The organism is Bacteroidota bacterium, from assembly GCA_034723125.1.
Taxonomy (GTDB): Bacteria; Bacteroidota; Bacteroidia; order CAILMK01; family JAAYUY01; genus JAYEOP01.
The window spans coordinates 5,384-8,992 of sequence record JAYEOP010000456.1 but is presented as its reverse complement, the minus strand read 5'-3'; the positions used below and the strand labels follow the sequence as shown (position 1 = coordinate 8,992).

Below are 3,609 nucleotides of genomic sequence, written 5' to 3'. Positions count from 1 at the left end.
TCTAATGTCTCAGGTAATTTTCAATTAAAAATTATTGATATTGATGGCAAACTTATTTCTGAAAATAGTTTCACAAATTCTACTAACCCAATAAAACAAGATGTTTCAAATTTAAAAGACGGTGTTTACTTTGTTCAAATCATAACAAATAACAATTGTAGTACTAAAAAGTTTGTTAAATTTTAAAAAACATTCCCATCCAACAAAAACTAATAGGTAAGGTATTTGCATAAAAGTAAAACCCCAAGAAAAAATCAGAAAAAGATATAAATTGGGAATTTTTTTTGTAACTTTGAATTCATGCTTATATTAGCTGAAAAATGAAAATTGTTTTAAAATACATACTGTTACTTATTTTTATAGCTGTTCTTTTCCCAAAAATCAGTTTTGCAACGCATAACCGTGCTGGAGAAATAACCTACAAACAAATTGGCTCTTTGTTAGATTACAAATTTGAAATTACTGTTACTACCTACACAGAAATACAAAGTCCTGCAAACAGAGCAAGCATTGATTTAATTTTTGGTGATGGAAATACGGAAAACGTCCCTTTATCAAACAGAAAAAACATTGGCAACAGCACTTATTACAACAAATACACAACAGTCCACACTTATCCTGGACCCGGAAAATACAAATTAGAATTTTATGACCCAAACAGAATAGCAGATGTTGTAAATATGGGTAACTCCGTTTACACACCTTTTTACATTCACACAGAATTACAAATAAGCCCTTCAAGAGGACTTAACAGATCCCCTATTTTATTACAACCCCCAATTGATTATGCCCAAAAAGGTGAATTTTTTGAACATAATCCAAACGCTTACGATCCCGATGGCGACAGCCTTGTTTTTACACTAATTCCTCCGAAACAAAATTCTAATGAAGATGTTTACAATTATTATAAACCCGGTGCAAAAAATTGTTTTTGTCTTGATAATTATACAGGGGAACTTTTTTGGGATTACCCCGACACAATAGGTATTTTTAATATTGCAATTCTTGTTGAAGAATTCAGAAATAAAAAAAGAATAGGATATATTGTTCGCGATATGCAAATAATCGTTGTTCCCGGAAATAACCATCCCCCTAAAATACAACCTATTGCAGACACTTGTGTGGAAGCAGGCAAAAATTTAAAATTAATAATCCCCGTAACTGCAACAGATATTGATGTAAATCAATTCATCATTCTTTCTGCCAATGGTGGTCCTTTTATTCAATCATCAAACAAAGCTATTTTGACTCCAACTAATCCGGTTACTGCACAAACAAAAGTAACAGGAAATTTTGAATGGGCTCCTTCATGTAATGCAATCAGGGATGAACCCTATGCTGTAGTTTTTAAAGCAAAAGACAGTGTAAGATATAGTTCTTCTCACCTTCCTCTTGTTGACCTTGAACATTTTTTTATAAAAGTAGTTGGTCCTGCACCTGAAAATTTAACTGTTAACAACACAATTAAAGGAATTGACTTAAGTTGGGAACCTCCTTCTGTTTGTACTAATGCATGGGGATATAATATTTACCGCAAAATAGATTCATCTTTCTGGGATACTACAGTTTGCGAAACAGCTTTACCAAAATATTCAGGCTTCAGATTATTAGATTCTACTTTTGGTTACAATCAAACAAAATATTTTGATGACAACAAAGGTAATGGACTTATACCCGGAGTAATTTATTGCTACCGCATTACAGCCTATTATGTCGGGGAAAATTATAAAGTTGTAGAAGGGTATGCTTCAAATGAAGTTTGTGCAAGACTTAATAAAGACTTACCCGTAATTACACATGTAGATATTGAAAAGACAAATGAAACAAATGGAAAAATATTTGTTGACTGGTCAAAACCAAATGAATTAGACACAAATATTTATAAAGGACCCTACAGATATGATATTTTTAGGTCAAAAGATAAAAATCATGATTCACCAAAATTGATAAAACAAATAAATGCCAATTCTTTTTATCAACTTACAGACACAATCCTCATTGATTCACAAATCAATACAGCCAACAATCAATTCTCCTATCGAATAGATTTTTATGGTACCGAACAAGGAAACAATTATTTTCTTGGTAATGCAAAAAGTGCATCTTCAATATTTTTAAACATCACTCCTTCTCACAACTCACTTGTTTTGAACTGGGATGAAAATGTTCCTTGGTACAATAATCATTACATAATTTATCGTCAACGAAGTGGAAATGGGGAATTTGATTCCATTGGAACTACACAACAAAAAACTTATACCGACTCTGGACTTACAAATGGATTTGATTATTGCTACAAAATTAAATCTTTTGGATATTTTTCATCAAGCAATTTTGTGTATCCGATAATAAATTTCTCTCAAGAAAAATGTGCTTTCCCTGTTGACACCATTAAACCATGTCCTCCAAACCTTCAGGCAAAGTCAATTTGCGAACAGGATTTAAGTGAACTAAGCTGGTTTTACATTGACAGTTCTTGTGCAATAGATGTTATTGGGTACAACATTTATTACAGCGAACTTTTAAAAGAAGATTATTCTTTAATAAAAAAAGTTAACGGATATTATACACGTTTTTACCAAGATCAACGCATTGAACTTGAACATTCACTTGCAGGCTGTTATCACATTACAGCTATAGATTCTTACGGAAACGAAAGTGTCTTTAGCAATAAAGTTTGTGTAGATAATTGTCCCGATTATATTTTACCAAATATTTTTACACCAAATGGAGATGGAGTAAACGACACCTATCACCCAATTACAGGTGGATTCCAACATATTGAAAAAGTTGATTTTTATGTTTATAACAGATGGATGCAATTAGTATTTGAAACCAATAATCCTGAATTAAATTGGGATGGAAAAGAAAATGAAGAAAATAAAGATTGTTCGGAAGGAACCTATTATTATATTTGCAGAGTTTATCAGATATATTTAAACGGTCTTAAACCGATAACAAAAAAAGGAACAATCACTTTAATAAGATAAAAATTATGTTTAGCGGAATAGTAGAAAAAATGGGAAAGGTTGTTGGGCTTGAAAAAAAAGGTAGTAGCCTAATAATGAAAATTGAATCGGAATTATTGCCAAAATTACATGTGGATCAAAGCATTTCACACAATGGCGTTTGTTTAACAATTGAAAAAGTTTTTGATGATTCATACCAATTAACAGCAGTTGAAGAAACACTCAAAAAAACAAATCTAGGAGATCTTAAAGTTGGTGATTCTTTGAATTTAGAACGCAGTCTTCAATTTGATGACAGATTTGACGGACACATTGTTCAAGGTCACATCGATTCCACAGCAGTTTGCACAAAATTTAAAGAAGCTGACGGAAGTTGGTACTACACTTTTAAATTCAAACCGGGTGAGAAATTTCTTCTTGTTGAAAAAGGCTCAGTAAGTATTGACGGAGTTAGCCTTACAGCTTTTGATGTAAATAATAAAACAGGAGAATTTACAGTTGCAATTATTCCTTACACTTATGAAGTTACTAACTTTCAATTTATAAGAGAAGGAACAAAAGTAAATATTGAATTTGATGTACTTGGAAAATATATCTTTACATGGCTTGAAAGCTATCAGGATATGATGAAGGATAAAAT

Annotated in this window: 3 protein-coding genes; all 3 read left to right on the top strand. The window is 31.6% G+C overall.

The window, feature by feature from the left end:
• A partial coding sequence (locus U9R42_11960) for a T9SS type A sorting domain-containing protein (protein ID MEA3496738.1) occupies window positions 1-186 on the top strand: 186 nt, incomplete at its 5' end.
• A 134-nt stretch (window positions 187-320) separates the two neighbouring features.
• A complete protein-coding gene (locus U9R42_11955; GenBank protein MEA3496737.1) occupies window positions 321-2,990 on the top strand; it encodes a gliding motility-associated C-terminal domain-containing protein in 2,670 nt (889 codons plus the stop codon).
• Between the two features lie 5 nt (window positions 2,991-2,995).
• Window positions 2,996-3,609: riboflavin synthase (locus U9R42_11950; protein MEA3496736.1), on the top strand; the 614-nt coding region annotated here is incomplete at its 3' end.